Annotated in this window: 21 protein-coding genes; 6 read left to right on the top strand and 15 right to left on the bottom strand. The window is 66.9% G+C overall.

The features are described 5' to 3' along the window. Positions 1-35: 35 nt before the first annotated feature. The 8 genes from OKW29_RS30390 to OKW29_RS30355 form a co-directional block, all read right to left on the bottom strand. Complete coding sequence (locus OKW29_RS30390; protein WP_429293660.1) at positions 36-1595, bottom strand: sigma 54-interacting transcriptional regulator; 1560 nt, start codon at positions 1593-1595, stop codon at positions 36-38. Between the two features lie 24 nt (positions 1596-1619). Further along, positions 1620-3071, bottom strand: coding sequence for a hypothetical protein (locus tag OKW29_RS30385; RefSeq protein ID WP_429293659.1), 1452 nt, complete (start codon positions 3069-3071; stop codon positions 1620-1622). A gap of 93 nt (positions 3072-3164) precedes the next feature. After that, complete coding sequence (locus tag OKW29_RS30380; RefSeq protein WP_429293658.1) at positions 3165-3974, bottom strand: peptidase C39; 810 nt, start codon at positions 3972-3974, stop codon at positions 3165-3167. Positions 3975-3981: 7 nt separating this feature from the next. Beyond that, on the bottom strand, positions 3982-4695 hold the full coding sequence (locus tag OKW29_RS30375) for a C39 family peptidase (protein ID WP_429293657.1): 714 nt from the start codon (positions 4693-4695) through the stop codon (positions 3982-3984). Between the two features lie 105 nt (positions 4696-4800). After that, positions 4801-6192 (bottom strand): hypothetical protein, encoded by a 1392-nt coding sequence (locus tag OKW29_RS30370; protein ID WP_429293656.1) that lies wholly within the window; start codon positions 6190-6192, stop codon positions 4801-4803. Positions 6193-6217: 25 nt separating this feature from the next. Then, a complete protein-coding gene (locus tag OKW29_RS30365; protein WP_429293655.1) occupies positions 6218-6886 on the bottom strand; it encodes a hypothetical protein in 669 nt (222 codons plus the stop codon). Then, positions 6883-7434 (bottom strand): hypothetical protein, encoded by a 552-nt coding sequence (locus tag OKW29_RS30360; protein WP_184027849.1) that lies wholly within the window; start codon positions 7432-7434, stop codon positions 6883-6885. The genes OKW29_RS30365 and OKW29_RS30360 overlap by 4 nt, the downstream gene beginning before the upstream one ends. A gap of 119 nt (positions 7435-7553) precedes the next feature. After that, positions 7554-8030 carry a hypothetical protein gene (locus OKW29_RS30355; RefSeq protein ID WP_429293654.1) on the bottom strand — a complete coding sequence of 159 codons (477 nt, stop codon included), beginning with the start codon at positions 8028-8030 and terminating at the stop codon, positions 7554-7556. 538 nt (positions 8031-8568) lie between these two features. On the opposite strand from OKW29_RS30355, the gene OKW29_RS30350 reads away from it, so the two are divergent. Continuing rightward, positions 8569-9963, top strand: a complete 1395-nt coding sequence (locus OKW29_RS30350; RefSeq protein WP_429293653.1) for a sigma 54-interacting transcriptional regulator — start codon at positions 8569-8571, stop codon at positions 9961-9963. Positions 9964-10299: 336 nt separating this feature from the next. After that, positions 10300-11271, top strand: coding sequence for a thymidylate synthase (locus tag OKW29_RS30345; RefSeq protein ID WP_429293652.1), 972 nt, complete (start codon positions 10300-10302; stop codon positions 11269-11271). 110 nt (positions 11272-11381) lie between these two features. Here OKW29_RS30345 and OKW29_RS30340 read toward each other — a convergent pair whose 3' ends face one another. Next, on the bottom strand, positions 11382-13937 hold the full coding sequence (locus OKW29_RS30340; RefSeq protein WP_429293651.1) for a DUF6600 domain-containing protein: 2556 nt from the start codon (positions 13935-13937) through the stop codon (positions 11382-11384). A 149-nt stretch (positions 13938-14086) separates the two neighbouring features. After that, positions 14087-14800, bottom strand: coding sequence for an ArsR/SmtB family transcription factor (locus OKW29_RS30335; protein WP_184027858.1), 714 nt, complete (start codon positions 14798-14800; stop codon positions 14087-14089). Positions 14801-15010: 210 nt separating this feature from the next. On the opposite strand from OKW29_RS30335, the gene OKW29_RS30330 reads away from it, so the two are divergent. Together OKW29_RS30330 and OKW29_RS30325 are read left to right on the top strand one after the other, a co-directional pair. Then, positions 15011-15151, top strand: coding sequence for a hypothetical protein (locus tag OKW29_RS30330; protein ID WP_167368602.1), 141 nt, complete (start codon positions 15011-15013; stop codon positions 15149-15151). 118 nt (positions 15152-15269) lie between these two features. Next, positions 15270-15776, top strand: a complete 507-nt coding sequence (locus tag OKW29_RS30325; RefSeq protein ID WP_429293650.1) for an acyl-CoA thioesterase — start codon at positions 15270-15272, stop codon at positions 15774-15776. A gap of 11 nt (positions 15777-15787) precedes the next feature. Here OKW29_RS30325 and fumC read toward each other — a convergent pair whose 3' ends face one another. The 5 genes from fumC to OKW29_RS30300 form a co-directional block, all read right to left on the bottom strand. Then, complete coding sequence (gene fumC / locus OKW29_RS30320) at positions 15788-17185, bottom strand: class II fumarate hydratase (RefSeq protein ID WP_184073786.1); 1398 nt, start codon at positions 17183-17185, stop codon at positions 15788-15790. A gap of 15 nt (positions 17186-17200) precedes the next feature. Further along, complete coding sequence (locus OKW29_RS30315) at positions 17201-18802, bottom strand: phospholipase D family protein (protein ID WP_429294970.1); 1602 nt, start codon at positions 18800-18802, stop codon at positions 17201-17203. A 256-nt stretch (positions 18803-19058) separates the two neighbouring features. After that, positions 19059-20018 (bottom strand): ketopantoate/pantoate/pantothenate transporter PanS, encoded by a 960-nt coding sequence (panS, locus tag OKW29_RS30310; protein WP_429293649.1) that lies wholly within the window; start codon positions 20016-20018, stop codon positions 19059-19061. Positions 20019-20353: 335 nt separating this feature from the next. Further along, entirely contained in the window at positions 20354-21769 is a 1416-nt protein-coding gene (locus OKW29_RS30305; RefSeq protein ID WP_429293648.1) for an MATE family efflux transporter, read from the bottom strand. A gap of 306 nt (positions 21770-22075) precedes the next feature. Next, on the bottom strand, positions 22076-22294 hold the full coding sequence (locus OKW29_RS30300) for an RNA-binding S4 domain-containing protein (RefSeq protein ID WP_187627958.1): 219 nt from the start codon (positions 22292-22294) through the stop codon (positions 22076-22078). Positions 22295-22629: 335 nt separating this feature from the next. Between OKW29_RS30300 and OKW29_RS30295 the strand changes: the two genes are divergently transcribed. Beyond that, positions 22630-23148: a hypothetical protein gene (locus tag OKW29_RS30295; RefSeq protein WP_184027875.1), complete on the top strand. Its 519-nt coding sequence runs from the start codon at positions 22630-22632 to the stop codon at positions 23146-23148. Positions 23149-23209: 61 nt separating this feature from the next. Beyond that, a complete protein-coding gene (locus OKW29_RS30290) occupies positions 23210-23335 on the top strand; it encodes a hypothetical protein (protein WP_429293647.1) in 126 nt (41 codons plus the stop codon). Positions 23336-23348 lie beyond the last annotated feature (13 nt).

The following is a 23348-nucleotide window of genomic DNA, read 5'->3' as shown; positions in this document are numbered from 1 at the left end:
CGAGCCGTCGATCCACACCGACGCGTACCCGCCGCTCACGCCCGCGCCGGCCCGTCCGCGGGGAGCGCTCCCTTGCCGTCGGCGCTGCCCGGTTCGCGCAAGCCGTGCACGCCCATCAGCCGATACAGCGTCACGCGGGAAATATTCAGATCCACCGCCGCCTCGTTCAACCGGTGCCGATGGCGCAGCAGCGCGGCCTCGATCGCGCGCTTCTCGGCAGCCTCGCGCGCCTGCGTGAGCGTCATGCTTTCCTGCCCGGTGTAGCCCGCGAGGTCGAGGTCGTCGGCCGAGATCAGCTTGTTCTCGGCCATCACGATCGCGCGGCGCACGCGGTTGATCAGCTCGCGCACGTTGCCGGGCCAGTTGTAGTTGTAGAGCGCCTCGATCGCCGACGGCGTGAAGCCGCGAATCTTGCGCGCGTTGTCGGTCTTGAACTTGTGCAGCATGTGGTACGCGAGAATCTCGATGTCCCGCCCCCGCGCGCGCAGCGGCGGCTCATCGACGCGCAGCACGCACAGGCGATGAAACAGATCCGCACGGAACTGGCCCTCGCGCATCGCGCCGTCGAGATCGACGTGGGTCGCCGAGATGATGCGCACGTCGACCGGAATCGATTCGCGTCCGCCGAGCCGCTCGATCTTGCCTTCCTGCAGAAAGCGCAGCAGGCTCGCCTGGCTTTCGAGCGGCAGATCGCCGATCTCGTCGAGAAACAGCGTGCCGCCGTCTGCCGCCTCGACGCGGCCGATCTTGCGCTGATTCGCGCCGGTAAAGGCGCCGCGCTCGTAGCCGAACAGTTCGGATTGAAGAAGATGATGCGGGATCGCGCCGCAGTTGATCGGCGTGAAGGGCGCCTTGCGGCGCGGCGAGCGCTCGTGGATCGCGAGCGCGGTCAGCTCCTTGCCAGTGCCCGATTCGCCCGCGATGAACACGCTCGCGTCGGTGTTCGCGATCTTGCGGATCGTGCGAAAAAGCTGTTGCATCGCCTCGCAGGTGCCGACCATTTCCTCGTCGCCCGCTTCGCTGACGGGCGGCGGAAGTTCCGGGTCGCACAGCGCGACCATGCCGAACGCGTGGCCGGCCAGATAGTCGATCGTCGCGTGCGCGACGGGCAGCTTCACGAAGTCGAAGCAGTAGTGGCGCACGAGGCGTCGCACGAGCGGATCGTCGAGCCGCTCGTTGGTCGCCAGCGCGATCCAGCCGATCTGCTGCTGACGCAGGCTCGCCTCGAGCCCGCCGATGTCGCGCGGCGCGAAGCTCGCCAGATCGACGATCCCCGCGCATGCGATGTCAGGTTTCACGAGCCGCCCGAGTTCGTGCGCCGAGCGCGCCGCCGCGACCTGCCAGCCGCGGCTTTGCAGATGCGCGATCAGCGTTTCGTCGGGCGTGCGCGCGACGTACAGCAACTGTCGCTCGACGCCGCGCACCGCGGCGCTCGCCGGGCCGCCGGCTTCGTTGCTTGCCGGTGGGAGAACGCCCGGCGCCGCCGCGGACTCGGCGGACGGCATTGCGGCGCGCTGCTTCGGCACCGCGAGCGACAGATGCGATCCCGCTGCCGCGACGGAAGCCACACTGTTCAGATGAGGTGATTCACGCACGTTCGACCTCGTATCGTTGGCACGTCAGAAGGTGTACGGAAAGCGCATGCCGACCACGAAGTTCGGCGCGTCGGGTGTGAGTCCGATCGATACCGAGCCGTTGATGGTCAGATGCTTGTTCACGACGTGGTTCAGGCCAAAATTCATCGCCGCGGCCGTGGTTTCGCTGCCAGGCACCTTCTGATAGCTGCCGCCCGGCGACTTGGTCTGCGACGCGGGTTCGAGCGCCATCGTGAACGACACGCTGGCCGAATCCTTGTCGGAGAACGCGAGCGCGACGCCTCCGCCGAACTGCACGATGTCGCCGAGCTTGACCGTCGCCGGTTCGGTTTGTCCCTGCACCGACGAGATGTCCGCGAACGAACGCGCAAGGTTGTAGGTATAGGAAACGCTACCGAACAGCACGACCGGGTCGTAGGTCTTCAGCACCGACAGACCCGCCGTGATGTTCCAGAAGCCGGTGCCGGTCGGCAGTCTGGTCGGCGCGACGAGGTTGGTGTTGTCCGCGTCGACCTGCACGACTTTTTCGCCGAACGGCGAGCTGCCGGTCGGCGCCTTCACGCGCAGACTGCCGACCACGTCCGGCAAGGCATTGGTTTCCCTGACGAACTGGTAGTAGAGGCCGAAGTTCACGTCGCCGATGTCGTGACTCGACACCGTCGCGTCCGACAGCGTGCTCGCCGCGCCGCCCGCGCCGCCGACGATGAAGGTGCTGCGCCGATACAGGTACGGCACGTCGACGTCGACATTGATGCGGTCGGACACGCCGTAGCGCGTGTCGAGGTCCGCCATCACCTGGTGCGACTTGGTCTGGCCGAGGTTGATGTTGCCGAGGAAAATCGCGTCGAGCGCGAGGAAGCCCGACAACTGCAACTGGCGACGGTCGTAGTAGGTGTCGCTGATGCCGAAGTCCATCGTCAGCTTGTGGTCGAAGAGCGGCGCATGCTCGCGTTGCACTACCGCCTGCTCGGCCTGCGTGCGCACCGGTTCGTTCGCGCGCTGGGTCCGGCCGACCGCGCCGCTGCCGTCCGTGGCGGCGGGCAGGCCGCCGGCGCTGGCGTTGCCTGCATTGCTGCCGTCCGGCGTCGGCGGATTGACCGGCACGCCGGTCGCGGTGCCGGTGGTGCCCGCCGGCGCGGGCGCGCCGGGCGCGATCTGCGCGAGCGGCGGCAGCGGCACCGGCAGGCCGTCGGCGCCGGGCTGCTCGGCCACCGTGTTGCTGCCCGCGGGGGCGCCGGCGCCCGGCACGCCCCGTCCGCGCTGCGCCATCTCGAGTTCGGTGACCTGCCGTTCGAGCGAATGGATCTGCCGCTGTTGCTCGTCGACGACGCGCATCAGCGTGTTCAGACGGTCCTCCACGGATTGACCGGCGAGCGCCTGCGCGCTCGCCGACTGAGAAAAAGCCCACAGCATGACGGCGGCCGGAATGGCCGCGAGAGCCATGCGCGGTGCCCTGGTCGATGACACTTTTTTCATTTTTGCTCCCCCGGTGGTCCGGCCGCGCGGTGCTGACTGCGCGGCCGTTTCTTTACTGCTTTTGCTGCAACTGGCGGGTGGCGGCCCGCTTCGTCATCTCCTGTTTTGCAGTGCCTGCAGTACGCCTAACTGACGAAGCATCGAAGCCGACATCTGCTGGGTTTGCAGATGCAGTTGCAGGGCGTTGGCGACTTGCTGGTTATTGCCTGCAATCTGCAGCAACTGGGCGATCTGCCCGTTGCTCGGCGCGATGGTCTGGGTGGCGAGCCCAGCGGGTGTCTGCAGCGCCACGTTCACGCCGTTGCTGCCGAACGAAATGCCGGCTTTCACGGAGCCGGTCGAATTGCTGGCCGATGCCGACGGCGCGTTGGCGGAGCCCGTCAGTGTCACGGCGCTGTTGTTGAAGTCGATTAGCGCGGCGTTGATGCCGCTGTTTCGATCGCCCGCGACCTGGGTGACCTGCGACACGCCATTGACGCCGACGCTCTGGCCGCCGCGCGCCTGGGCATTCGGGTTGGCGCCCGAATCGCCTGGTTGGCCGTGCGCGCCGCCGCTCACGCTGGCGAACGTGCTGACGGAGCTCGTGAGCTGGCCGCCGCCGTTCTGCACCGCGCTCAGCGATCCCTGGGCGAGCGCGCTCGCGCCGTTGGGCAACTGCCATTGCGAAATGACGTTCAGCACGAAGCCGGAGATCATCGTCGCGCCGGCGTATTTGCCGGTCTGGGTCGCGAGCACGTCGTCGCCGACGAGTTGCACCCGCAGGGGCGCGGCGCCTGGCTCGGGCGGTATCGAAAGTTCGGGAGCCGGTGGCGAGGCGGCGCCCTCCGAAGCGTGGGCGAGGCCGCCTGCGCCGCAGGCGACGGCGCAGAGCACGAACCCAAGCTGTGTGAAGTGTGACTTCATGGCGGGATCAGAACATGTCTGCCTTGTTCAAGCCGTACTCGAAAAAGGGAGTCGCGGCGGTGCCGGCTGCCAGCGCAGCGGCGCGCAGCTTCAGCGCGAGCGACTCGTTGTCCTGCAACAGTGGTGAATCCTCCCTGAAGGGTTTGCCGAGGACCGCGAACACGAGACCGTTCCAGGTCTTCGCGAAGTCCTCTTCGAGCACGATGCGATTGCCGAGCGCCGGGTCCGCGATGAACACGCGGCCGTCCTGCGCATGCTTGACGATCACGAAATGCTCGTAGCCGTCGATGTTCATCAGGACCATCACGGGGATCTGAAGATGGTGGAGCGCTTCGACGTTGACGCGAAAGCCGCGGCCGCGCAGTCCGATGGTCTCGACGAAGTGCTTCATGTCGAGCATCGAGAAGCCGTTCTTGACGACGACTTCGGGGGTTGAAAAGACCATCATCCGGCGAATCAGTTCGGTTTCCGGAATATCGATGCCGTAGCCGTACTTGAGGAGGGTGGCGAGCGCCGCGGCGCCGCAACTGTAATCGAATTGCTGATTGACGATGTGGTTGTAGCGCAGGTCCTTCATCGAACGGACCGTCTTCGTCAACGGCACGCCGGCGAACGTGGACGTGTCGATGCTCGACTGTGCGGCGGCGTAATCCGCGCACAGCACGCACCCTGCCAGCGCTACGGCGAACGGTAGCGCCGGGAACCCCTTGAACCCGGTCATGCTGGTCTCCTGCCCGATCCGCGCCGGCAGCTTCGATGGCTGCCGGCGCGCCCCTCCGACTGCATTGTGCTTCTTCTGCTTGCCCGCGCTCGCCGCGTCGTCGGCTTACTTGCCGCTGTTCAGCGCCGCGATGGCGAGGCCGTTGTGCTGCAAGTTGCCCGCGCCGCCGGCGATGTTCACGCCGATGTTTCCGGAGGCGCCTTTCAGCGTATCGGCACCCAGACTCGCGGTGCCCTGGAATTGCCCGTGGACGGACATCGTCGCGGATTGCGAGTTGTCGTCCGTCGCATCCATCGCGGTGGTCAGCGCCTTGCCCGGCGAGGTCGTCGTCACGGCGCCGGCAAGCGCGTTGTCCTGCGCGTTGCCGATACCGGAAGCGATGTTCACACCGACGTTGCCCGTCACGCCCGACAGCGACCCGTTGCCAACCGACGCGTTCAGATTGAAGTTGTGGATCGTTGCGCTGCCGCCCGAGGACTGCACGTTGAAGGCCTGCGCGTTGCCGAACACGTTGCCGACGTCGACCGAGGCGAGCGACACGTCGTTGCTCTGCGCGTTGTCGATGCCTTCCGCGATGTTGATGCCGAGGTTGCCCGACACGTTGCTGGCTGCGTTGGTGCCGGTGGTTGCATTCAGCGTGGCGGCAGCTTCGTTGTTGATGTGCTGCGTGATCGAGCCGCGCGTCGTCACGTCGGTCGTCGACATGCCTGCGTCGATGCCCCAGGCGGCGCCATACGAGTCGCTCGACGACGAGCGGCTGCGCGAGTAGCCCGACGATTGCTCGCCGACCATCGCATAGCCGGAGCCTTCGCTCGCCCTGAAGCCCCATGAACGGCTTTGCCCGGACGCTTCGCTCGCTTCGAAGCCGCCGGCGACGCCCGACGAGTTCGCGTAGCTCGATTCGCGATAACCGGCCTGCAGGCCGCCGCGGGCGCTGAACGAGCCGCTGCCGTGCGAGAACGTGTTGTGGTCCTGATAGCTGTAGCTGCCGCCGATCGAGCCGCCGGCCGACAGATGGCCGCCCGAGTTCTGACTTGTGTGCGAGAAGCTGCCCGCGATGCCGGCTGCCTGCTGGCTGGTTTCATAGCCGCCGCTCGTCACGCTCGCGCTCTGGCTGCCGTACGCATAGCCGCCGGAGGCTTCGAAGCCCTGCGAGCCCGAGCTCGACGACGTATGGTTTTGCGTCGTGAACGCGAATGCCGAGCCGCCGCCCCTGACCGACGTTCTGCTGTTGTTCAGGGTCGTGGTCACGTTGCCGCTGGTGTAGGTCTGCGCCTGCGGATCGAGCGTCGCATTCACGTTGACGGTCTGATTGTTGTTGATCACCGCGTTAGCCGTGCTGGAGACGTGCACGCAGCCAAACAGTCCGACCAGACCTTCGACGCCGACCATCTCGCCGACGACCGTCGTATTGAACAGGTAGGCCTTCTGCGGCGCGGCAAGCACGCTGCCGGACGCGGCAACGAGGACGGCCGTGGCAATAAGAGTGCGCTTCATGATTCGCTCCGATACTTAAGTGTGGTCAGTTAAAAAAAGTGCCCGCCGGGGGACGGAGCACAAAACTGTTTGCCGTGGCATTACCGGCGCCGGCTGCCTGGTTGATTTGCACGATTCCGTTCGCGTTGCGCAAGGCATCGCTGGAAATGCTTGCCTCGCGCACGCCGTGAATCGCGTTCGACTGCCCCGGACTGCCGTTTTTCGGGGCCGTCGCGGATAGCTCCCCATCCGAGACGGTCTCGACTCCGAGCGCCGCAGTCCCGATCTGGGTGCTGTTGCGCTGCAGATTCCCTGCTCCGGCCGACTGGTTCACCAGCACCGCGCCGGATGTGTTCGAAAACGCATTGGCTTCGATCGACGCTTGCGCGCGCGGCACGTTCGCGGCCACCGACGCGCTTTGCACGCTCGCGTTCGCGTTGCCGACCGCGGCGCCGTTCGTCACCGTGATCTGGTTGGCCTGCGCGTTGTCGAGGCCAGCCGTTTCGTTGACCATGAGCGCGCCCGTCGCGCCCATGCCCGCGCCGGTGCCGATCGTCGCGATGGCGCCGACGATGGGCACCGCTTGCGCCTGCGCGTGAGCCGCGCCGGCGACGAACGCAGCGACGCCCATGCACAGGCACGCGCAGACGCGCAGGGCCGGGCGTGCCGCAGCAATTTGCCGCGAGCGCAGCGAGGGGCGTAGGCATGTGCTCATTTCAGACCTCCGAGCGTGCCGCCGAGCACGTTCGATAGCGGCGCGAGCGCGCCCGTCACCGACGAGCTGATCGTGCCGCCGACGCCCGTCGCCGGTCCGCCGATGCCGCCCGAGTTCAGCGGGATCGTGTTGCCGGTCGCCTTGCCGGAGAGGATCTGCGTGACGGCCTGCATGCCGGTGCCGCCGAGTACGCCGCCGGCGGCGACGCCGTTCGAGCCGTGCGCGTTCGTCAGATCGGTGTCGCCGACGAGCGTCGCGATCGTCGGATCGAACGAGTTGGCGGGGAACGTGGTGGCGCGCACGGCGACCGGGTCCTGGTCGCGCGGCACGGGGACGAACGCGTCGCGCGGCGTGACGCTGCGCTCGACGACGAGGTCGCCCGGATTGGCAACCTGCTCGGCATAGGCATGGCTCGTGAAGCAGGCGGTGACGAGGACGCTGGCGAGAAGGGCGGTGCCGGCCGAAGCGGCGCGCGGCAAGACCGGAGCGTTGCTGAACGACGCCGCCGGCAGCCCGAGGGCGTGCGGCGTCTGTTGGTTCGTACTCATGTCCCGGTCCCTTCTCTCTTGTTGCCTGTGTCCCGCCGTCGTGGGGCGCGTCACTGCTCGCGCGGCCACCGGTCCTGCATTGCCTGGTTATTTGCCGTCTGTTCGTGGCTTCGTCCTGCTTACTTGCGCTGGTATGTCGCGACGTTGCCCTGGGCGGCGCGCGCGGCATCGACGGGCACCGGCAGCGGCGAGGGTGGCGCGATCTCGTCCCACAACGTCACCTGGTTGCCGCCGCTTTGCATCAACCGGGGCGTCGCGGCGACCATCAACATGCCGACCGCGCCGCCGCGTTGCCGCGACAGCATCTGGTCGTCGAGCGAAATATCGTTCATGGATGCAGCATCGGCAGCCGAGGTCGACGGGTTGGCGGCAATCTGGCTGTCGTCCTCCGAGGCAACCGGCGCGGTGGCTTGCAGGCTGGTGGAGGCGGGGTCGGCGGCATCGCTGGAATCCGTCAGCGTGGCGAATCGCGCCGGGGCGGCTTGCGCTGTCGGATTGCCGGCACTAGCCGGCAGGGCGCTGAACGCGAGAGCTGCGCAAATCGCGAAGTATGGTGCGCGGCGGCTTATCAGATCGATACGGAATGCGAGTCGCATGATGTGTCTCCCTGGTGCACGCCAATTAGCGAAACGTGTGCCATCGCTCGCAATCCATTGATACGTCTGGCGCCAACCAGCGCAAACACGACTAATGCGTTCCAAATCGGGAAAAAACGTTGCAGCCCTGAAACGGATCAGCAGAAAATACCTGTAATTCGTTAATCCGCGACGTATGAAATACTGTCGCGAGAACGCCACGAAAAGCGCTTCCACTAATGTTTTATTTGTCGGCTGAATAAATCGCGATCGGCCGCTAAGCCTTGATGGGCAACGGGTCAATCGATTAAATTCGCATAATTGTTTTCGAAGCGGCGCGCGTATAGTAAGCTCTCGAAAACAGCTTCAGATTTAAAAAAGGCCCATATCGGGCCGTCTCGAACACACACGCCGCTTTCTTGGGGATCAGCTGTCCGCACGGAATGGAATGGCCGTTCGGGTTTTGCGATTCGCGAATCCTGGACGAGTCAGCGTGTCTGAACCGCAATTTCAGGTGCATGCGTCGTCCTTAACGTTCGTTGGCGAGAGGATCTGAATAATGGAACCCGCAACGCGGCAACTGATTTACGTTTCGCGTGACCCGAGCGCGGAACTGAATACGCGTTTTCTGCAGCGTGGCTGGCATGTCGAAGTCGTGGGATCGGCGCGCGATGCGCGCCGGGCAGTGCGCACCGGCTCGGCTGCTGGCGGCCTGCTCGATCTGTCCAGTGATTTCCAGCCGCACGAAATCGCCGCTTTTGAATCCTGTTTGACCATGCCAAACGTCGGCTGGGTCGCTGCCACTACGCCTGGCCAACTCCAGGACGCCGCGTTGCGCCGGCTCGTACGCGACTACTGTTTCGATTACGTGACGGTGCCGTCTTCTGGCGACCGTATTGTCGACTCGGTCGGTCATGCGTACGGCATGATCTCGCTGAGCGAAACGGCGTCGCACGACGGCTCGCAAGGCGCCGAGGGCGAGATGGTCGGCTCGTGCGACGCGATGCTCGCGCTGTTCCGCTCGATCCGCAAGGTCGCGATGACCGACGCGCCGGTGTTCATCTCCGGCGAATCGGGTACCGGCAAGGAGCTGACGGCAGTCGCCATTCATGAACGCTCGGCGCGGCGCAACGCGCCGTTCGTGCCGATCAATTGCGGTGCGATCCCGCCGCATCTTCTGCAATCGGAGCTGTTCGGCTATGAGCGCGGTGCGTTCACCGGCGCGAACCAGCGCAAGATCGGCCGGGTTGAGGCGGCCAACGGCGGCACGCTGTTTCTCGACGAAATCGGTGATCTGCCGCTCGAAAGCCAGGCGAGCCTGTTGCGCTTCCTGCAGGAGCGCAAGGTCGAGCGGCTCGGCGGCCATGGCGCGATCGACGTCGACGTGCGCATCATTTCGGCCACGCACGTGGACATGACCGCGGCGATGATCGAAGGGCGCTTCCGTTCCGACCTCTATCACCGCCTCTGCGTGCTGCAGATCGACGAGCCGCCGCTGCGCGCGCGCGGCAAGGACATCGAACTGCTCGCGCGGCACATGCTCGAACGTTTCAAGAAGGATGCGAGCCGCCGCCTGCGTGGCTTCGCGCCCGACGCGATCGCCGCGCTGCATAACTACGGCTGGCCCGGCAACGTGCGCGAACTGATCAATCGGGTGCGGCGCGCGATCGTGATGTCGGAGGGACGCGCGATCACCGCGCGCGACCTGGAACTTGCCGAATACGTCGAGATCGTGCCGGTGTCGCTCGCGCAGGCGCGCGAAGCGGCCGAGCGTCAGGCGATCGAGCTTGCGTTGCTGCGGCATCGCGGGCGGCTCGGAGACGCGGCGCAGGAACTTGGCATCTCGCGAGTAACGCTGTACCGGCTGTTGTGCTCGCACGGCATGCGTCATATGGAAGGTGAGCCGATGGCGCCGCCGCACGGCGATTTGCCGGCGTCGGTGCAGCATCTGTAGGCGGCGCGGGCGAGCGGCGAGACTGGCGACGTGGCATGTGAACGTCTGGCGCGTCGCCGGGGGTCTCGGGCTGTGCCGGTTCGGACGGATTGACTGTGCCTTCCGGGCGCAGCGACGCCAGCCGGCAAGCGTCGCGTCGAAGCACTTTTGCATGCAGGTGTTTGCCGCCCGTATATCGCGTACCGCGGTGTTTTCCTTTCCGTCTGATATTTCCCTCGATATTCCCCATGCGGCGCGCCATGCCCCGGCGGCGTGCGGTCGCGCTTGTTAGAATCGGGTTTTGCTCAAACCCGTGTGCGCGCCTGATCGGGTTCGCGCCGCGCCGAAGGAAACTGCATGAAACAATACCTGGACCTCGTCCGTACGATTCTCGACACCGGCACGTGGCAGGAGAACCGCACCGGCATCCGCACCATCAGCATGGCCGGCGCGATGCTGCGCTTCGATCTGCAACAAGGCTTTCCAGCGGTCACGACGAAGAAGCTCGCGTTCAAGTCGGCGATCGGCGAGTTGGTCGGGTTTCTGCGTGCTTCGCGCAGCGCCGCGGATTTCCGCGAGCTCGGCTGCAAGGTGTGGGACGGGAACGCGAATCAGAACGCGCAGTGGCTCGCCAATCCGTATCGCGAGGGTCCGGATGATCTCGGTGATGTCTACGGCGTGCAATGGCGCCAGTGGCCGGCCTACAAGGTGCTCGACGCCAGCGCAAGTGCGCAACTCGCTGACGCGCAGGCGCGCGGTTTTCGCGTGATCACGCAGTTCGACGAAGAAGGCCGCTCGAAGGTGCTGCTTTACAAGGCGATCGACCAGCTGCGCCAGTGTCTCGACACGATCATGCAGAATCCCGCCGATCGACGCATTCTGTTCCATGCCTGGAACCCAGCCGTGCTCGACCAGATCGCTCTACCGGCTTGCCATCTGCTGTACCAGTTTCTGCCGAACGTTACGCGCCGCGAAATTTCGCTGTGCCTGTACATCCGCAGCAACGACGTCGGGCTTGGCACGCCCTTCAATCTGACCGAGGGCGCGGCGCTGCTGCATCTGGTCGGACGGCTGACGGGCTATACGCCGCGCTGGTTCAGCTATTTCATCGGCGATGCGCATATCTACGAGAATCAGCTCGATATGCTGCACCAGCAGCTCGAGCGCGAGCCGTACGAGAGTCCGCGGCTCGCGATTTCCGATCGCGTGCCCGACTACGCGAAGACCGGCGTGTACGAGCCGGAATGGCTCGAGACGATCGAGCCTGCGGATTTCTCTCTGGTCGGCTATCGGCATCACGAGCCGCTGACGGCGCCGATGGCGATCTGATGTCGGCGGGGGCGGTAGCGCTCGCCCTCGTCGTCGTCGAATAACAGAAGCCCCGCGATGGTTTGCATCGCGGGGCTTAATTTTTGTTGCCGGGACGGCAGGCGTCCTGCTCAGCTCTTGTGATGCTCGTCGCGATTGCCGCCGCCCTGGTGCTGCTCCGCATGTTGCGGTTGCGGCTGGGGTTGCGGACGTGGCTGCTGCACCTGCTGGGGCCGCGGTTCGGGGCGTGGCTGCTGCATCTGCGGACGCGGCTCGGGCCGGGCTTGCGGCATCGGCTGTGAACGCGGTTCGAAATGCGGCTGCTGCGCCTGCTGGAACTGCGGTTCGGGCCGAGGGGCTTGCGGCATCGGCTGCGGACGCGGTTCGACACGCGGCTGTTGCGCCTGCTGCATTTGTGGTTCGGGACGCGGTTGCTGCGGCGGGACGGCGCGCGGCGCCTGTTGCGTCACAGGCGGATGCCGGTTTGGCACACGCGCCTGTTGCTGCGCGGCCGGGTTGTCCGGCGGATGGGGCACACCGGACTGTTGCGCGAAGCGCGACTGTTGCGGGCCGCCTGGTTGCGCCATGCGCGGTGCCTGCTGCGCCATCGGGGTATGCGGCTGCGTCCATGCCGGCTGAGACCTGCCGACCGCGCCCCATTCCTGCGGCGCGCCGCGCTGCCGTGCGTACGCCGCCGCGTTGGCTGAATTCCCACCGGCTGCTTGCGGCGGCCGCGGCACACCGTTCGACGGATGGCTCATATTGCCCGCGAGCCCGCTCTCGCCAGGCTGCGGCGGACGCGGGTTGCCGACCATCTGCGGCGGCATGCCCGGACGCGCTTGCGGCGCTTCGCCATGCGGCCCCACGACGCCGGCTTCGCCGGGCCGCTGGCCAGCCTGCTCGACGCCATGCAGGCCGTTACCGCCCATTGCGCCGGGTGCGCCAGGCGCGCCAGGCGCGCCAGGCGCACCCGCGGCCATCCCCGGCGGACGTCCCGGCACATGCGATTGCACGACCCGCACATTCGCCATCGGCAGCGCGCTCGGTGCGCCGGTCATATGCGCCGGCACCGCGGCGCGCACGACCGGCTGGCCGCCGCCGGGCACCCGACCGCCGCTTTGCGCGAAGCGCTGCGCGAGTTCGTCGTGATAAGCGGCCGGCATGACGGGATTGCGAGTCGCGACGACCGGCCGGCCGACGACGCTCGCCGGTGGCCGGTAGTTCGCGCGCCGCAGATCCGACCCGAAGCTTTCGCGCACCGGCGGCGCGATCCCCGGTGCGCCCGGGTTGATCCGCGCGTTGCGCCACTGCGCCGAATCGACCTTCTGCGAAAAGCGTCGGACTGGCTGACCGTGCACGAACGCTGTCGCCGGCACCGCTGTCACACCGCCCGGCACGCGATAGTTCACGTATGTGTTGTGGATGTTCACGTTGCGGCGGTAGTCGCTGACGATCGTCGTGCGGTTCACGCGGTTGTAGTACCCAGCGCTCCAGCGGTCGTGACCGCCCCAATGCGGATGCCACCGCTCGCCCGGCCCGAGCGGAAACCACGCGACGCCCGTCGCGATGACCCCGCCGACCGCCAGGTTCACACCCCAGTCGACACCGCCGTCGTCGTCGCCGACGAATGCGACCAGCGCCGGCGCATAGACCGGCGTCGCGTCCGCTTCGAGCGGACCTGGCACCCAGGCCCACGTGCCGTCGACCTCGGCCCAGCGGCCGTAGTGGTACGGCGCGAACCCCCAAGGTTGGTCGTCGACCCAGGTCCAGCCCCACGGCGCCTGCCAGACCCAGTGGCCGTCGCGATACGGCGCCCAGCCGGCCGGCGTCGCGTTCGGCACCCACACTTCGCCGTACTGCGGCGTCTCGCGCCATGTGCCGTTGGCATCGAGGTCCTCGTAGCCGGGGATGTCGCGCGACACGTAGCGCGCCGACAGCGAGCGGTCTTCGGTGGCGTCGCGGCTGGCGGCCCACTGGTCGAGCTCGTCGACAGCGGGCGCGCGGTTGTCGGCGAGCTGCTGCAGGCTGGTGCCGGCAAAGCGGATCTGCTGACCCGCCGCGACCGGCACCTGGCCGCCGTCGCCGTACGCGATCGCGCTGCCGCTGCGGACGGTGACGGTCGTACTGCTGCCGTCCGGCGCGACGTCGACGCGGTAGTCGCCGGGACCATTTACGCCGAGCGCAAGGTTCGGCGTGTCGATTTCATACGACGAGCCCGGCGCGAGCTCGCGCACGCGCGTCGATAGCGTGCCTTGCGCGACTTTCAGTTGCGCGGTCGTGTCGTCGAGATTGAGCACGTCGAGGCTCGTGTTCTGGCCGAGGCGCACCGCGGTCGAGCCGATGTGCAGCTCGGAGCGTGCGTTCTGGTCGTTCCATAGCTGGTCGCCGGTCGTCAGCGGCCGGTTGATCTGCGCGTACGACCAGTCGGTCGCGCCGGCGGGCTCGGTGGTCACGGCGCCGGCCGTGTAGTTCAGCCGCGCGATGCGCCCCGGCGGATCGCCGCCCGACGGAGCGCCGCCCGACGGATCGCCGCCCGGCCCGACGGCCGCCGCGGCTTGTGGCGTGGGTGTCGCTTGCTGCGCCAGGGCGCTCTGCGCCGCGAGCGCGACGGCGGCCGCGATCAGCGTATAGCCGCTCATCCGGCGTCGGATCCCGGCATGCTGCACGGGCTGCTTGGCGTGTGTCATGACTGATCTCCGACGGACGTGGCAATGGGCCGGGTCCGTTAAGTCACTGTACTTGCCGCCTATGTTTCAAGAATCGCTCATTTGTAAGGTGGGTTCACTGGCGTGTAACAAAAGGTCTCGCGGCGTCGGGCCGCCGGCAGGTGAACGGTCTATCCGGCCAGAAACGCATCGAATTGTTGATGGCCGGCCGGCGTGACGCGCAGCACGCGCGGCCGCTCGGTCCGCTCGACCCAGCCCTGCGCCGACCACGCATCGAGCAACGCCGCGCCGAGCGCGCCGCCCAGATGCGGCCGGCGCATGCTCCAGTCGAGGCAAGTGCAAGCGAAGCGCCGCCGTCGGGTCTTCTGCGCGGCCATGTCGATGCCCCAGTCGGCGAAGCGGGCGACGCCCTGCGCGGTCGCTTCGAGCGATGCGCCGTCTTGCGTCAGCAGTCCGCGCTCGAGCATGCGCTCGAACATGCGCACCGACAGCTCGCCTGCCATGTGGTCGTAACAGGTGCGCGCATAGCGCATTTCCAGTGGCACGGTGCGTGCCGGACGCGGCACGCAGCGCTGTGGCGCGCTGACCTGCGCGACGTTGGCGAGTGCTTCGATCGATGCGGCGATGTCCGCCGACGCGATACGGAAATAGCGATGTCGGCCGCGCACTTCGAGCGCGAGCAGCCCGCCGTCGGTGAGCCGTCCGAGATGGGCGCTTGCCGCCGATGGCGACAGCCCCGCGATCATCGTCAGTTCGCCGGCTGGGCGGGCGCTGCCGTCCATTAGCGCCCACAGCATCGCGGCGCGGCCGGGATCGGCGAGTAGCGCGCCGATGCGGCTCAGGCCAGGGAAGTGGTTCTGGTCGTCTAAGAGGGGGGCGGTCATGGCGCGTCTCCTGAATGGGCGGCACAGGTCAGCGCGGTCCAATCGCAAAGCCCGCCGCCACGATTCCTACTCTACGCGCATCGGGTATTCGATGTTTCAGCTTCGCGTGAACAATCAATGCGACGGACGTGTCCGGCTCGGTCCGCGTTTGCGCGTCGTCGCGAGCCACCAGGCTAGAATCGAAGCCTGTCCTTGCAGGAAATCGATGTGATGAAAACTCTTCTCGCCGTCGCCGCGGCGGTTCTGCTGTCCAGCGCCTGCGCGGGGGGCGGAGCCGGCTCGGGGTCGGCCGGCAGCGGCAGCATCAACATGTACGGCACCGTCGACACAGGGATCAGCGTCCACAACTAGGCCCACCGTCGGCCCATCGGCGCGCTTCGCGCCGCGTCCCCAATCGACGCCGCGCCGCGCGCAATATTGCGCTCGTATAATCGCCTCCTTTCAATGCATCCGATTGACCGGAGTCAAGATGAGCACTGTTCCCACCGCACCGCTGGACCGTTCGGAAACCACCTTCCGCTTTCTCGCCGAGCCGACCTCGGTCAACTTCGGCGGCAAGGTGCATGGCGGCGCGCTGATGAAGTGGATCGACGAAACCGCCTACGCATGCGCGGCGGTATGGTCTGGGCGCTATTGCGTGACGGTCAGCGTCGGCAATATCCGTTTCCGTCGGCCGATCCTCGTCGGCAATCTGGTCGAGCTGCGCGCGCGCGTCGTCACGACGGGCCGCACCAGCATGCACATCCACGTGTCGGTGCACGCGGGCGACCCGAAAGGCGGCGAACTGCTGCAGACCACCGACTGTCTCGTCGTCATGGTCGCCGTCAACGAGAACGGCCATCCGGTGCCGGTGCCCGCCTTCCTGCCAGAGACCGAGGAACAGAAACGCCTCGCCAGGTACGCGATGGACGTGAAGGAAGCGCTCGACGCGATCGTCGAGCTGAAGCCGGAAGAAGTCGCGCAGGGAAAGATCTAAGCAGCGCATCATCATGCGGTGCGTCCGACCATATCCTTCGGTCGCACCCACTCGTCGAACTGCTGCTCGGTGACATAGCCGAGCGCCAGCGCCGACGCCTTCAGCGTCGTGCCTTCCTTGTGCGCCTTCTTCGCGATCTGCGCGGCCTTGTCGTAGCCGATGTGCGGATTGAGCGCCGTCACCAGCATCAGCGATTCGTTGAGCAAGGTATCGATGCGCTCGTGATTCGGCTCGATGCCGGCCGCGCAGTTGTCGTTGAAGCTGTGCGCGCCGTCGGCGAGCAGGCGCACCGACTGCAGCACGTTGTGCGCGATCATCGGACGGAACACGTTGAGCTCGAAGTTGCCGCTCGCGCCGCCGATGTTCACGGCGACGTCGTTGCCGAACACCTGCGCGCACAGCATCGTCAATGCTTCGGACTGGGTCGGATTGACCTTGCCCGGCATGATCGAGCTGCCCGGCTCGTTTTCGGGGATCGACAGCTCGCCGAGACCGCAGCGCGGGCCGCTCGCGAGCCAGCGGATGTCGTTGGCGATCTTGTTCAGGCTCGCGGCCACCGTTTTGAGCGCGCCGTGCGCGAATACCAGCGCGTCGGCGGCTGCCATCACCTCGAACTTGTTCGGCGCCGACACGAACGGCAGACCGGTCAGCTTGCCGATCGCGGCGGCGACGCCGTCGGCGAACTTCGGGTGCGCGTTCAGTCCCGTGCCGACCGCGGTGCCGCCCTGCGCAAGCTCGTACAGATGCGGCAACGCCGACTCGACGTGCCGGATGCCGTGCTCGAGCTGCGCGACATAGCCCGAGAATTCCTGGCCGAGCGTGAGCGGCGTCGCGTCCTGCAGGTGCGTGCGGCCGATCTTGACGACGTCGGTGAACGCTTTCGCCTTGCCGTCGAGCGTGTCGCGCAACGTCTTCAGCGCGGGCAGCAGATGCTTGACGATGGCATCCGCGGCAGCCACGTGCATCGCGGTCGGAAACACGTCGTTCGACGACTGCCCGCGATTCACGTCATCGTTCGGATGCACCTTGCGCGCTTCGCCGCGCTCGCCGCCGAGCAGCTCGCTCGCGCGGTTCGCGATCACCTCGTTCAGGTTCATGTTGGTCTGCGTGCCCGAGCCGGTCTGCCAGACCGCCAGCGGAAATTCGTCCGGATGCTTGCCGTCGATGATCTCGTCGGCCGCCTGCATGATCGCGCGGGCCTTCTGCTCGTCGAGCACACCGAGGCCGAGGTTGACCTCGGCGGCCGCGCGCTTGATCACCGCGAGCGCGGTGATCAGCTCGGGCGACTGTTTTTCCGTCGAAATCTTGAAGTTCTGCAGCGAGCGCTGCGTCTGCGCGCCCCACAGGCGGGCGTTCGGCACCGCGATTTCGCCGAACGTGTCGCGCTCCATCCGTACGTCTTCAGTCATGGTTGACTCCGCTTCTCAAAGTTCCGAGTTGACAGGCAATAACGAGAATAGACCCGTTAGCGCATTCCGGTAAAAACCGGCCTGCGGATCGAAAATGTAGGTGCGTGTCTGGCCGTTCTCGACGTCGGTCCAGACGAGCGGCGACAGGGGCGCGCCGATCGAGCGCAGATAGGCGAGCTGGGCCGCGTCGGCGAGCGTCACGTGGTAGCTGTGATCGGGCTGGATGGCACGCTCGAAGATGCCGGCGACCTGATTCGCGAGTTCGGGGCTGTGGATCACGAGTGCGAGCTCGGTGTTCAGATTGGCCGAGCGCGGGTCGAGGTTCATCGAGCCGATGACGAGAATCTGGTGGTCGATCACATAAGTCTTCGCATGCAAACTCGCGCGCGAACGCGAGCCGACCAGCCCCACGTTCGGCGTGTCCTGGTATGACCTGAATTCGTACAGTTCGACGCCTGCCTTTAGCAGCGCCACCCGGAACGGGCTGTAGCCGGCCTGCACGGCGACCGCGTCGGTAGCCGCGAGCGAGTTGGTCAGCACTGCGATGCGGATGCCGCGGCGCGCGAGCTCGCCGGCCGCCTGCACGCCCGACGCGTGCGGCACGAAGTAGGGCGACACGATCAGGAAGTCGTGCTGCGCGTCGCGCATCAGTTCGCGCAGCCGCGCGAGCGGCGGGCTGACGTAGTCCGGCGACGGATGCGCGATCTTCTCCGGCAGGTCCGCCCAGAATTCCGCACCCGCCCACGTGAGGCCGAGCTGCTCGCTCGTAATCTGCGCGGCGAGCGGCGTCGCGTTCAGCGGTTTCGCGTTGTACGGATCGGCATGGGTGCGCCAGTGGTGGCGCAGGTCGTCGCGCGTCTGGTCGAGTTCTTTCTGGTCGAATTTCTGCCTGTTCAGCGCACGCAGCGGATAGGCGAGGTCGCTGTTCCAGTAGTCGTCGAAACTTGCTGAGACGTCGGCGACGATCGGGCCCGCCGCGAGCACGTCCATGTCGCGGAACTGCAGCGTTTCGCTGGCGCTGAAGTACTCGTCGCCAAGATTGCGCCCGCCGACGATCGCGAGCTGGTTGTCCGCGATCATCGCCTTGTTGTGCATGCGGCGCGTGAAGTGGCCGATCTGCGTGAATACGTTCGTGGTGCGCTCGAACATGCCTTGCTGGGCGCTGCCGAACGGATTGAAGACGCGAATCTCGATGTTGTCGTGCGAGTTCAGCCCCGCCATGATGCGGTCGATGTCCTTGAAGTTCAGATCGTCGACCAGCATGCGCACGCGCACGCCGTGATCGGCCGCATACAGCGCGGCGCCGAGCAGCAGCTTGCCGGTGGTGTCCTCGTTGGCAATGTAGTACTGCATGTCGAGGGTTTTGGTCGCCGCGCGCGCGAGCGCGATGCGCATCTGCAGCGCGTCGGTGCCGTTCGCCAGCACGCGAAAGCCCGACTGCTCCGGATGCTTCGCCTCGAACGGCGCGAGCGCTTCGCGCAGCGGCGTATCCGCAGTGGCGGGGAGTGCGTGCGTGAGCTGGCGGTCGAATGCGGTGGCGGGCGGCCTCGTCGCGCAGGCGGTCACAAATGCCGCCGCGCAACAGAGCAGGAAAAATTGCCTCGTCGTGCTGACTATCGAGTGGCGGCGCGTGGCCCGCCGATGTTGTTCGAATTGGCCCTGCACGCTGTTTTCCCCTTGTTTTGCAAGCTTTTCGCGTGGCGACAGCGAAGGCCTGCGCAGGCTGTCGAGAAAACCATTCTAAGGGAATTGGGGCGCGTGTTCGTCGTTCGTCTGCAAACGCAGCAGAGTGCCGCGCGTCGGTCGGGAGGGCGCCGCGGTTCGGTGATCCATCACCTGATGCGAACCGCGGCGCGCGGACGCTCTATCAGACTCAGACGCGCTCGGCGTGCAGCGCGCGCTCGCCATCGGGATGGGTTGAGCCTTTCGCCGGGCGACCCGCCCACACTCCCGCGAGCAGCGAGCCCGACAGGTTGTGCCAGACCGAGAACAGCGCACCCGGCAGCGCGGCGAGCGGCGTGAAGTAGAGCTTGCCGAGCGTCGCGGCGAGACCGGAGTTCTGCATGCCCACTTCGATCGCGAGCGTACGGCAGACGGCTTCGTCGAAACCGAGCAGACGGCCGCCCCAGTAGCCGCCGAGCAGGCCGATGCCGTTGTGCAGGATGACGCCGACCATCACGACGAGGCCCACCGACGCGATGCTCTTCTGCGTGCCGCCCACCACCGCGCCGATGATCAGCACGATCGCGACCATCGACACGAGCGGCAGGATCGGTTCGATCTTGCGCACGAGCTTGCCGAACAGATGATTGACGACGAGACCGACGACGATCGGCAGCGCGACTATCTGCAGGATGCTCATCAGCATGCCGTGCACGTCGACGACGATCGACGCGTCGACGTAAAGGCGCGTGAGCAGCGGGGTCGCGAACACGCCGACGAGCGTCGACAGCGCGCTGATCGTCACCGACAGCGCGACGTCGCCGCGCGCGAGATAAATCATCACGTTCGACGCGGTGCCGCTGGCGACGCTGCCGACCAGCACCATGCCGGCGGTCAGCTCGGGCGGCATGCGCAGCGCCCGGGCGATGACCCACGCGGCGAGCGGCATCACGAGGTAGTGCAGCACGATGCCGGCGATCACCGGCGCGGGCCGCGAAAACACGCGCAGGAAATCGCCGGCCGACAGCGTGACGCCCATCGCCAGCATGATGATCGTGAGGAGCGTGGTGACGTGCGGCGCAACGCCGGAAAACGAGGCCGGCGAGAAGTACGCGGCGACCGAGACGAGCACGGCCCAGAGCGGGAACAGGCGGGTGACGCGGGCAAGCATGGCGGGTGGTCCTTGGTTATGTTGTATCGCGGGAAAGCGGGGCTGCGGCGCGGCCGGGTGTCGGCTGGCGTTGCGGCGTTTGCCGCGCCAAAGCGGGTGAGGCGGCTTCGGCCAAGCGCCGTGGCGAAAGCGCGGCAAAAACGGGCGGCCAATTGAAGCCGCACGCGAAGCGGGCAATGGTGAGTGCGCGAGCGGCGCCAGTCCGGCGCCTGCCTTCGTGAGGCGCGCCGTCGTGCGGTCGTGGCGCGTGAGCGCGGGTAAGCGCTCGCGTGCCGCGGCGGCCATTTTACCTTTTGCAGGGAGTGCTTCAGGAGTGGGGTTTGCCGCTACTTCGCTCAAACCGAGCGCGCGGGCGGCGTGGCCGATGCGGCCGTCGGCGTCTGCCGCCGGCTCAGTCTGTGAAAACGCAGCGTCATCAGCAGCGCGACGCTCGCGAGACCTGCGGCGAGCCCCCACCACAAGCCGCGCGCGCCGAGACCGGCGTGAAACGCGAGCACATAGCCGGTCGGAAAACCGATCACCCAGTAGCCGAACGCGGCGGCGATCATCGGCACGCGCGTGTCCTTCAGGCCGCGCAGACAACCGGAGCCCACCGCCTGCATCCCGTCGACGATCTGGAAAATCGCCGCCACGCCGAGCAGCGAACTGGCGAGCGCGATGGTCGGCGCGTTGGCCGGGTCGTCCAGATGCAGATACAGGCCGACGATCCAGTGCGGCGCGGTGATCAGCACGAGGCCCGACATCGACATGAAGCCGACGCCGAGTGCGAGCGCGACGAAGCCCGCGTGGCGCGCGGCGAGCGGCTGACCGGCGCCGGCCCAGTAGCCGACCCGCACGTTGGCCGCCTGGCCGATCGACAGCGGGACCATGAACGCGACCGACGCGACGTTCAGCGCGATTTGATGCGCGGCCAGTTGCGATTCGCCGAGCAGGCCGACCATCAGGCCAGTGGCGAGGAACAGCGTCGACTCGACGCCGTAGGTGATCGCGACCGGCCAGCCGATGCCGAACAATTCGCCCATCAACGGCAGCTTCGGCCGCGTCGCGACGACGAAATGGCGGAAGCGCGGCCGCAGATGCAGCAGCGCCATCAGCACGAGCGCGGTCAGCCACACGGTGATCGTGGTCGCGGCCGCCGAGCCGAGAAAACCCAGCCGCGGCAGCCCGTACGCGCCGTGGATGAGCCCGTAGTTCAGGAAGCCGTTCACGCCGACGCTCGCGATCGACACCCACAAAAGGCGCCGTGCCGCGCCGATCGCCGGCAGAAACGAGCGCATCAGGCCGACGCCGATCAAGCTCGCGGGTGCGCCCCAGCGCAACACCGCCGCGTATCGGCCGACGTTGTGCGCGAGCAGGCCCGGCTCGCCGACCGCGAGCAGGATCCTCGATGCGAACGACAGCAGGATGAACGCCGGCACCGACAGCAGCACCGACAGCACGAAACCGGTCCAGTAAATATGCGGCACGCGGCCGTCGTCCTGCGCGCCGCGCGCGTGCGCGACGCTGACGCTGACCGAGGTCAGCACGCCTTGCAGCAGCGTAACGACGACGAAAAAGAGGTTCGCGCCGAGGCCGCCGGCGGCGAGCGCATCGGGGCCGAGCGAGCCGAGCAGGATCGTGTCGGTGACGCTCATCGCCATTTGCGACAGTTGCGCGATCGCGAGCGGCGCGGCGAGCCGCGCGGTGTCGGCCGCGTGGCGGGATAGGGTCGGCGGCCGGCTGGCCGCGCGGGCGAAGCTGGGTTGAGTCATCGAATGCCTGACGGCGAAAAGTGGCAGCGGTGGCAACAGCGGTGGCGTCAGCGAAAGGCGGGCGCGAACGGCGCCGCATTGCATCTCGCCGCGCGCTCCGACGGGCGTTGGAGCGGCCGGGCAGCGGGCGGGAAAAAACCGCGACGCGGCGCCGAGCCGGTCAGCCGACTCCTCGCCCGTGGCGCGGTCCGTCGCGCGGTCCGTCGTTTACCTGTCGAAACCGACAGCTTATTGCCTCCCCCGGCCGCTGTCGATGGACGACGCACAATTCTGGTGCGTGCCGTCCTGCGATTTTCCGGACTGCCGTCAGCCTTCGTGGATCGCGATCCGCGTATCGCCGAGCAGCACGACCTGGCCCGCGCGGATCTTGCAGGTCTTACGCGTCTCGACCCGGCCATCGACCATCACGGCGCCGTCGGCAACCATCATTTTCGCGGAGCCGCCACTATCCGCGAGGCCCGTGATCTTCAGCAGATTGTGGAGTTCGACGTATTCGCCGGTCAGCGTGAAATTGAGGTTGGGCATGGCGTTTGCACCTTTTGGCACGGGGTCGCGTTGGGGTTCGCATCATAAAGCAAGCGCACCCGGAGCGGCGGCGCGGCCATCCAGCGAGCCCTTCGCGCAAGCAAATGAAAGTAGATGTTATTCGGTTGTCGGAAAGTGAAACGTTCCGTAACGCTGGTCGCACCGGACGGATTTCACTCCTAGAGTGCAGTTCAGCAGCAAAGCCCGCTGGCTTCCGGGATCGCTCCCCGGCCGTCCAACCAGCGACGCACAGACCGGACGAGGCGCGCGCGACGTTCCGTCATCACGACGCCAGAGAGTCCGCCCGTGTCACAACAACTCCAGAGAGGATAGCCATGACCCAGATTCGTTCGCTCCTGATCGGTACCGCCCTCACTGCTTTTGCCGCGACGGCCGCCGTTGCGCAGACCGCGCAGCCGGCAGCAGGCATCGGCGCTCAGGCGCAGATCCAGAGCCAGGGCGCCGCCGGCATGGCGCCGCCGTCCGCGGCTGGCGCCCAGCGCATGCAGGTGCCGCCTTCGACGCAAGGCATGCAGCAAGTCCCGGGCGCACCCGCCGCGCAAGGCGTCGAGGCGCCGCCGCCGGCCCGTTTGACGGCTTCGGGCTCCACCGACCCGCTCGTGCAGAAGCGCGACGCCGACGCGAAGGCCAACGCCGAGTATCGCGCGGCCAGGAAGTCCTCGAAAGCGGAATTGAAGGCGGAGCAGAAGGCCGCGAAGGACCAGTACAAGGAGCAGGTGCGCGGCGCGAAGCTGAACCAGAAGGCGGACAAACAGACCGCCAATAACGAAATGAAGATGAACATGGAAGGGCAGGCTGCCGCGCAGGGCGACGGCGCGGACGTCAAGCACTAAGCCCTGCCGGATGCCGCGGCGCGTGGGTCTGCGAGGCGCGCGCGCCGCGGGCATCTGTCGCTTGACCGAGGCCGACAAGAAAGCCGCGCTCGCCCAGGCGAAAGCGGACAAGACCAAAGCCGACGCGCAGGCCGACGCCGACAAGGCCAGCGCTGCTGCCAACCTGAAGGACGCGAAGAAACAGTAGTGCGGGGCGTAGA

The sequence above is a fragment of the Paraburkholderia sp. CI3 genome (assembly GCF_050436505.1).
GTDB classification, from domain to species: domain Bacteria; phylum Pseudomonadota; class Gammaproteobacteria; order Burkholderiales; family Burkholderiaceae; genus Paraburkholderia; species Paraburkholderia tuberum.
Note: the sequence above shows the minus strand (reverse complement) of the source record. Positions and strands in the feature narration are given on the sequence as shown.

What these genes read in the sequence shown, in the direction of transcription:
- OKW29_RS30385 (WP_429293659.1), bottom strand. Translation starts at nt 3,071, where the DNA reads ATGAAAAAAGTGTCATCGACCAGGGCACCGCGCATGGCTCTCGCGGCC.
- OKW29_RS30380 (WP_429293658.1), bottom strand. Translation starts at nt 3,974, where the DNA reads ATGAAGTCACACTTCACACAGCTTGGGTTCGTGCTCTGCGCCGTCGCC.
- OKW29_RS30375 (WP_429293657.1), bottom strand. Translation starts at nt 4,695, where the DNA reads ATGACCGGGTTCAAGGGGTTCCCGGCGCTACCGTTCGCCGTAGCGCTG.
- OKW29_RS30370 (WP_429293656.1), bottom strand. Translation starts at nt 6,192, where the DNA reads ATGAAGCGCACTCTTATTGCCACGGCCGTCCTCGTTGCCGCGTCCGGC.
- OKW29_RS30365 (WP_429293655.1), bottom strand. Translation starts at nt 6,886, where the DNA reads ATGAGCACATGCCTACGCCCCTCGCTGCGCTCGCGGCAAATTGCTGCG.
- OKW29_RS30360 (WP_184027849.1), bottom strand. Translation starts at nt 7,434, where the DNA reads ATGAGTACGAACCAACAGACGCCGCACGCCCTCGGGCTGCCGGCGGCG.
- OKW29_RS30355 (WP_429293654.1), bottom strand. Translation starts at nt 8,030, where the DNA reads ATGCGACTCGCATTCCGTATCGATCTGATAAGCCGCCGCGCACCATAC.
- OKW29_RS30350 (WP_429293653.1), top strand. Translation starts at nt 8,569, where the DNA reads ATGGAACCCGCAACGCGGCAACTGATTTACGTTTCGCGTGACCCGAGC.
- OKW29_RS30345 (WP_429293652.1), top strand. Translation starts at nt 10,300, where the DNA reads ATGAAACAATACCTGGACCTCGTCCGTACGATTCTCGACACCGGCACG.
- OKW29_RS30340 (WP_429293651.1), bottom strand. Translation starts at nt 13,937, where the DNA reads ATGACACACGCCAAGCAGCCCGTGCAGCATGCCGGGATCCGACGCCGG.
- OKW29_RS30335 (WP_184027858.1), bottom strand. Translation starts at nt 14,800, where the DNA reads ATGACCGCCCCCCTCTTAGACGACCAGAACCACTTCCCTGGCCTGAGC.
- OKW29_RS30330 (WP_167368602.1), top strand. Translation starts at nt 15,011, where the DNA reads ATGAAAACTCTTCTCGCCGTCGCCGCGGCGGTTCTGCTGTCCAGCGCC.
- OKW29_RS30325 (WP_429293650.1), top strand. Translation starts at nt 15,270, where the DNA reads ATGAGCACTGTTCCCACCGCACCGCTGGACCGTTCGGAAACCACCTTC.
- fumC (WP_184073786.1), bottom strand. Translation starts at nt 17,185, where the DNA reads ATGACTGAAGACGTACGGATGGAGCGCGACACGTTCGGCGAAATCGCG.
- panS (WP_429293649.1), bottom strand. Translation starts at nt 20,018, where the DNA reads ATGCTTGCCCGCGTCACCCGCCTGTTCCCGCTCTGGGCCGTGCTCGTC.
- OKW29_RS30305 (WP_429293648.1), bottom strand. Translation starts at nt 21,769, where the DNA reads ATGACTCAACCCAGCTTCGCCCGCGCGGCCAGCCGGCCGCCGACCCTA.
- OKW29_RS30300 (WP_187627958.1), bottom strand. Translation starts at nt 22,294, where the DNA reads ATGCCCAACCTCAATTTCACGCTGACCGGCGAATACGTCGAACTCCAC.
- OKW29_RS30295 (WP_184027875.1), top strand. Translation starts at nt 22,630, where the DNA reads ATGACCCAGATTCGTTCGCTCCTGATCGGTACCGCCCTCACTGCTTTT.